This window comes from Falsiroseomonas oryziterrae, from assembly GCF_021864505.1.
GTDB classification, from domain to species: domain Bacteria; phylum Pseudomonadota; class Alphaproteobacteria; order Acetobacterales; family Acetobacteraceae; genus Falsiroseomonas; species Falsiroseomonas oryziterrae.
In genome coordinates, this window is the sequence record NZ_JAKJIB010000264.1 from 1 (window position 1) to 6051 (window position 6051).

Genomic DNA, 6051 nt, shown 5'->3' on the forward strand with positions numbered 1-6051 from the left:
GCCCGCGCGCCCGCCGGGGCCGCGAGGCCGAGGGCAAGCGCCAGCGCCAGCGCCAGCGTTCTGGGGCGCCGCTCAGCCACCGGGGCGGCCCGGCCGGGCGCCGGCGATGCGCTGCGCGGCGAGGTCGCTGCGAAGCACCCGGCGCATCAGGGCGGCGACACGCAGGATGGCCGCCTGCATGAGGTCGCGATGGATGGCCCAGCACAGCTGCCTTGCGGCGTGGTCCATCTCGACGAGGTCGCCATGGTGCCCCAGGCCTCGCAGGCGGCGGGCCGGGTCGTCGGTCGCGACCTTCAGCCAGTCCCGCTTCGGGTTGGGGCTCGCCGCGGAGTGTCTCCGCCCTCCTGTCGCGGCGCCACCCGCCGCGTTCCCGGATCCTTCGGCCGCAGCGCGCGGCCTTGCCGTCGGCGCCCTGTGCATGCCTGATCCTTCCGGAGTCCGCGAGATCGGGGCGGCCCAAATCGGCCGTGCGTCCCGCCTTCGTCCGGAGGCCCCGCGCAAAGCCGGGTCGCGGCACCATGCGAGCGCCGTTGCGCGGACCGCCGCAACGGCTCGCCGTGGAACTTCCAGGAAAACCGCGGAAGCCATGGTCAGGCAGCTTGGGCCTGCCGGCGCGTCGCCGATCACGCGGAAGAGAGCGGGGCGCAGAGGTTTTGTGTGTTGCGCCGCAACATCTCTGCGCGCAAAAGTGGCAAGAAGTTCATGCGGTACAACGAAAGGAGCGTTCGGAGCCGGCGATGCTTACCGCCCCCGCCTCGGATTTCGGGCTGAAGCTTCGCCTCACGCTGCTCGTGCTGGGCTGCGGCGGCGTGAAGGAGCTCTCCGGGCGGTTCCACGCGGTGAACCCCCGCACCCATTTCGACCTCGAGCGGGCGCAGAAATGGCTTCAGGGCCGCGCCACGCCGCGTTCGGCCGAGGTCTATGAGGACTGGGCGAAGGTCCTCCAGACGCGCCAGTCGGCGGGGTGGCTGGCCAGCTGCACGGTCGAGGCCTTCCTGGACGAACTGCATCGCCTTTTCGGGATCCCGCCCGAGACGCTGCTGGATCGCGTCCGGCTGCATGCGCATCCGCCCGGACCTTCCGCGGGGCGAAGCGGGAGCGCGCATGGGTATCTCTGCGGCGACTACGCCTGCTACTCCCTTGCTTGGTCGCCCTATTTCCGGGGACAGCTCATCCGCGGCGCGCTCGGCATCGATGTCGCCGCCGGCCGCACCCGCGCCCTCGCCGCGACCTATCGTGAGCACCTTCTCGGGCGCACCGTCGAGTTCCGGGGCGAGGTCCTGATCGGCGGCCGTACGCTGCACATCGACCTGCGGGAGCCGGGGACCTCGCAGCCGCTGCTGATCAGCCTCGGCCTGTCCGGGCCACCGGCCAGCGCGTTGTGCGGTGTGATGTCCGGCTCGATCGTGCTGGGTCCCGATCCGCAGCCTTCTGCCACGCGCTTCGTCATGGTGCGCGTGCCGGGCGCGCCCGATGCATCCAACCGCTACTTCGAGCCCACACAAGAGGCCGTCGCGAGAGACCTGGCGGCGCTGGGGCTGAAGCTTCCCGACGCCGAGCATGCCGATGCGCTGGTCCGGCGCTTCCTGTTCCCGGAAGACGCAGCCGCGCTGATGCAGGTCTCGGCGGCGGAGCATGCGCGGCTGACCCTGGCCTTCGATCAGGGTTACCTCGAGGAACCCCGTCCGGTGCCCGCGCGCGTCGACGCGGAGTGACGCTCATGCGTTGGGCGACGGCGTGACCGCCTGCGGGCGGCGCTTCGCTCCACGCTGTCCCATCCCCTTGGACCCGCTGCGCCCGAAGCGGCCCGGCAACGAGCATCGCGGCTGGCTCGCGCGTGTCTCCCTGGCGGGGGAGGTCGGCTCTTCGGCGGCGATCGGCAGAAGGGGCGAACAAGTCCAATATTCCCACTTCGAAATAAAGTAGGCGTGAACTAGAAGAATGATCGCGGGAAGGTGTGCCAAGACAAACTGCTTTTCATCCAGATGATGGCTGTCCCCGACTATCCTATCGATGAGGGATCATTGCGATGGACGCAGTAACGATCCCTTGATGAAGGAGGGGATCTTATGCAAACTAAGAAATTCATGAAGTGCGCTGTGCTTGCGTGTGGCTTTGTTCTGTCGGGCACTTTCTTCTCGCCGGACGCATCGGCGCAGCAGCGGAACTGCATCGACACGCTTGCCGGCATGCCCGAGTTCTCGCGCATGGTCGGCGCCGTGACGCGGAGCCACATGGCCAACGATCTGCGCTTCGCCCAGAACATCACGATCTTCGCGCCGACGAACGCGGCCATGGACTCGGTCAGCCCCCTGGTCGCCGACCGCATCTTCCCCCGCGACGAGAGCGGCGTGCGCGAGGCGGACCCGGTGCTCGCGGCGGCGGCCATCAACTCGCACATCGTCCCCGGCCGCATCCCGGCCGCCGCCCTGGCGGAGGGGCTGCGCCTGGTCACCATGGCCGGCACGCCGATCACCATCGGCAACACCCCCGGCGCGGAGCGCGGCGTGACGGTCAGCGCCGGCCCGAATGTCAGCGCACGCGTGGTGCAGCGCGACATTCCCTGCGCAAACGGGATGGTGCACGGCATCGACCGCGTGCTGGTGCGCTGACGCGCCGAGTAGTCCCGGACGGTGGCCGGCCGCCTCGCGCGGCCGGCCATCCGCGCCGGGCCGCGCGGGCTCAGCGCAGCGCCGCCGCGACCATCCCGCAGAACCGGCCGATCACCGTGCCGTCCACCCAGCGCAGCACGGCCACGACCTCGCCCTGCGGCCAGATCCAGGTGAAGTTGCCGCCGGCGCCGAAGGCGAAGACGCTGTCTGCCGGCGCGTCCGGATAGCGGCCGCCGCGGTTCAGCCACCACAGGAAGCCGTAGGACGGGTTGAGCGGGCAGGGGGCGAGCGAGAGGTCGAACCATTCGGCCGGGATCACCTCGCGTCCCTCCCAGCTGCCGCGCTGCAGCACGAGCTGGCCGATGCGCGCCTGGTCCTCGGCATGGATGCGCATGCCCGCGCCCCAATGCGTCCCGCCCGGCACGCTCGGCAGGCGGCGGCCATCCACCTCCACCACCGCGTTGTCATAGGCATACCAGGTCCAGTCGCGCGAGCAGCCGATCGGGTCGGCGATGCGCTCGGCGAAGACCTCGGGCAGCGGGCGGCGGAACAGCCGGAGCAAGCTGAGCGAGAGCCGGTTCACCCGGACGTCGTTGTATTCCCAGTAGGTGCCGGGCGCGTGCAGCGGGCGGTCGCGGCCCTCGCCCCGGCCTTCGCGCCCGATCTCGCGGCCGCGGTCGATGCGGTCGTGCTTGCCGAACAGCTCCCCCTCCCATTCGGAGGTGTTGGTCAGCAGATGGCGCCACGTGATGGGGGCGTTCTGGTCGCTCTCGAAGCCGCCGTCTCGGATCGTCTCGCGCACCGGCTCGTCGAGGCGGAGCAGCCCGTCGGCCCAGGCGAGGCCAGCGAGCAGCGAGAGGTAGGACTTGGCGGCGCTGAAGGTCATGTCGGCCTGCCGCGTGTCGCCCCAGGCCGCGAGCCGCTCGCCGCGCCGCAGGATCAGGCCGTTGGGCGCGCCGCGGCGGAAGACCGGGCCGAGCAGGGCATTGTCCGGCGGCGGCTCGAAATGGCCGGCTTCCAGATGCGCCTTCAGGTCGCGGGGGAAGGGGGATTCATGCGCCGCGGCGAAGGCGACGGCGGCGGCGAGGGCGGCGGAGTCGAGCATCGGCCCGACACTGCCCGTCGGCGGGCGCGCGCGTAACCCCTGGGGCAGCGGACGCGAAGCCCCATATCATGCGGCGACCCACGGAGGATCTGATGGCGACGGAAACCGCGACGCTCGGCGGGGGCTGCTTCTGGTGCATCGAGGGCGCGCTCCGCCACCTGGACGGCGTGAGCCGGGCGGAGAGCGGGTATGCCGGCGGCCATGTCGAGAACCCGAGCTACGAGGAGGTCTGCGGCAAGAAGACCGGCCATGCCGAGGTGGTGCAGATCGACTTCGACCCGGCGAAGGTGAGCTACGCCGACCTGCTGCGGATGTTCTTCACCCTGCACGACCCGACGACGAAGGACCGGCAGGGCAACGACATCGGCCCGCAATACCGCAGCATCATCCTGACCCATTCGCCCGAGCAGGAGCGCATCGCGCGCGAGGTGATCGCGGAGGTGGATGCGTCGGGCATCTGGGGTGCCAAGGCGGTGACCGAGGTCGTGCCGCTCACCCGCTTCTGGCCGGGCGAGGCCGAGCACCAGGATTATTTCGCGCGCAACCCGTGGTCCGGCTACTGCCGCGTCGTGGTCGCGCCGAAGGTGGCGAAGTTCCGCAAGACCTTCGCGGACCGCCTCAAGAAGGGAGCCGCCTGATGTTCGGCACGAAGGACAAGCACGCGGCGGAGAGCTTTCCCGTCAGCAAGTCCGAGGCGGAGTGGCGCGCACAACTCTCCCCGGAGGCCTTCCGCGTGCTGCGCCAGCACGGCACCGAACGGCCGGGGACCAGCCCGCTGAACCGGGAGAAGCGCGACGGGATCTTCGCCTGCGCCGGCTGCGGTACGCCGCTCTTCGAAGCCTCGGCCAAGTATGAGTCCGGCACGGGCTGGCCGAGCTTCTGGAAGCCGATCGAGGGGGCGGTCGCGACCCGCACCGACCGCTCCTTCTTCATGACCCGGACGGAGGTGCATTGCGCGACCTGCGGCGGGCATCTCGGCCATGTCTTCCCGGATGGCCCGCCGCCGACCGGGGAGCGCTACTGCATGAACGGTGTGTCGCTGGCCTTCCAGCCGAAGGAGTGATTGCACCGGCGGGCACATTGCGGCCGCGATGATGCGTCATCGGATCGGGTGACGGCGGTTTCGGGCCGCCGCCATCCGAGCGTGCTGGACAATCCGACCCGCGCGGGGGAAATCTCGGCCCCGAAAAGCCACCCAGAGGCACGCCGGTGCGCACCCGTCTCCTGTTCCTCCTCCTCGCCTGTGCGGGCGCGCTGGTGCTTGCCCCGGCGGCGCGCGCGGACCTGCTCTACGTGCTGAACTCGGGCGAGGCCTCGGTCAGCATCATCGACACGACGACCCGGCAGGAGGTGCGCCGGATGCCGGTGCTGCGGGAGCCGCACCACCTGGTGCTCACGCCCGACGGCAGCCAGCTGGTGATCGCGGATTCCGGCGGCAACGAGTTGGTCTTCATGAACCCGGGGACGGGCGAGGTCCTGCGGCGGGAGCGGATCTCGAACCCCTATCACCTCGAATACAGCCCCGACGGGCGCTTCCTGGTGATCGCGAGCCTGCGGCGCGACCAAGTGGACATCTACGACGCGGCGACGCTGACGCTCCTGCAGCGTTTCCGGCCCGGTGACATGCCGAGCCATGTCGCCTTCTCGCCGGACAGCCGGCGCGTCTTCATCACTATGCAGGGCGACCGCTCGGTGATCGCCTTCGACATGGAGACGCGCACGCAGCTCTGGTCGGTCGAGGTCGGGCCGGAGCCGGCGGGCATCATCTGGCATCGCGGCCGGCTGCTGGTCGGGCTGATGGGCAGCGACCACTTCGCGAGCATCGATCCCGAGACGCGCGAGGTGACGCGCGCCTTCACCATCGGGCGCGGCGCGCACACCGTCTTCCCCTCGCCGGACGGCCGTGCGCTCTTTGCCACCAGCCGCGTGGACAGCCGGCTGGCGGAGGTCGACCCCGACACCATGCAGGTGCGCCGCCTCTGGAACATTCCCGGCGGTCCGGACTGCCTGACCTTCGATCCCGAGGGGCGCGTGTGGATGACGCTGCGCTGGGTGGGCCGCGTCGCCGTGCTGGATCCGTCGCGCCCGGATGCGATGCCGCAGTGGGAGACGCTGCGCGTCGGCCGCAGCCCGCACGGCATCTTCTTCAAGCCGCGGCGCGACGGCGTGGCGGGCGACTTCACCTGGCATCTCGCCGGCGCCACCTCCGGCACGCGGCCGCTGCAGGCGCCGCTGCCGCCGCGTACCACGGCGGCGCGTCCCACCGCGCTGCCGGGCGGCACGACGCCCGCCGCGCTCCGGTAGGATGCGGCGGAGGGCGCTTCTCGCGGCGGG

7 protein-coding genes are annotated in these 6051 nt (G+C 70.8%); 5 read left to right on the forward strand and 2 right to left on the reverse strand.

From position 1 onward, the window contains the following. Nucleotides 1–72 precede the first annotated feature (72 nt). Nucleotides 73–228, reverse strand: a complete 156-nt coding sequence (locus tag L2I40_RS17585) for a hypothetical protein (protein WP_237216495.1) — start codon at nucleotides 226–228, stop codon at nucleotides 73–75. 509 nt (nucleotides 229–737) lie between these two features. Between L2I40_RS17585 and L2I40_RS17590 the strand changes: the two genes are divergently transcribed. Together L2I40_RS17590 and L2I40_RS17595 are read left to right on the forward strand one after the other, a co-directional pair. Then, entirely contained in the window at nucleotides 738–1715 is a 978-nt protein-coding gene (locus tag L2I40_RS17590) for a hypothetical protein (RefSeq protein ID WP_237216496.1), read from the forward strand. A gap of 474 nt (nucleotides 1716–2189) precedes the next feature. Further along, the gene (locus L2I40_RS17595) at nucleotides 2190–2612 is read left to right on the forward strand and encodes a fasciclin domain-containing protein (protein ID WP_237216497.1); all 423 of its coding nucleotides are present in this window, start codon (nucleotides 2190–2192) and stop codon (nucleotides 2610–2612) included. 70 nt (nucleotides 2613–2682) lie between these two features. Here L2I40_RS17595 and L2I40_RS17600 read toward each other — a convergent pair whose 3' ends face one another. Beyond that, nucleotides 2683–3717 (reverse strand): serine hydrolase domain-containing protein, encoded by a 1035-nt coding sequence (locus L2I40_RS17600; protein WP_237216498.1) that lies wholly within the window; start codon nucleotides 3715–3717, stop codon nucleotides 2683–2685. A 92-nt stretch (nucleotides 3718–3809) separates the two neighbouring features. Between L2I40_RS17600 and msrA the strand changes: the two genes are divergently transcribed. The 3 genes from msrA (at nucleotide 3810) to L2I40_RS17615 (ending at nucleotide 6021) form a co-directional block, all read left to right on the forward strand. After that, nucleotides 3810–4355 (forward strand): peptide-methionine (S)-S-oxide reductase MsrA, encoded by a 546-nt coding sequence (msrA, locus tag L2I40_RS17605; RefSeq protein WP_237216499.1) that lies wholly within the window; start codon nucleotides 3810–3812, stop codon nucleotides 4353–4355. Next, nucleotides 4355–4780 carry a peptide-methionine (R)-S-oxide reductase MsrB gene (gene msrB, locus L2I40_RS17610; protein ID WP_237216500.1) on the forward strand — a complete coding sequence of 142 codons (426 nt, stop codon included), beginning with the start codon at nucleotides 4355–4357 and terminating at the stop codon, nucleotides 4778–4780. The genes msrA and msrB overlap by 1 nt, the downstream gene beginning before the upstream one ends. Before the next feature lie 146 nt (nucleotides 4781–4926). Next, nucleotides 4927–6021 (forward strand): YncE family protein, encoded by a 1095-nt coding sequence (locus L2I40_RS17615; RefSeq protein WP_237216501.1) that lies wholly within the window; start codon nucleotides 4927–4929, stop codon nucleotides 6019–6021. Nucleotides 6022–6051 lie beyond the last annotated feature (30 nt).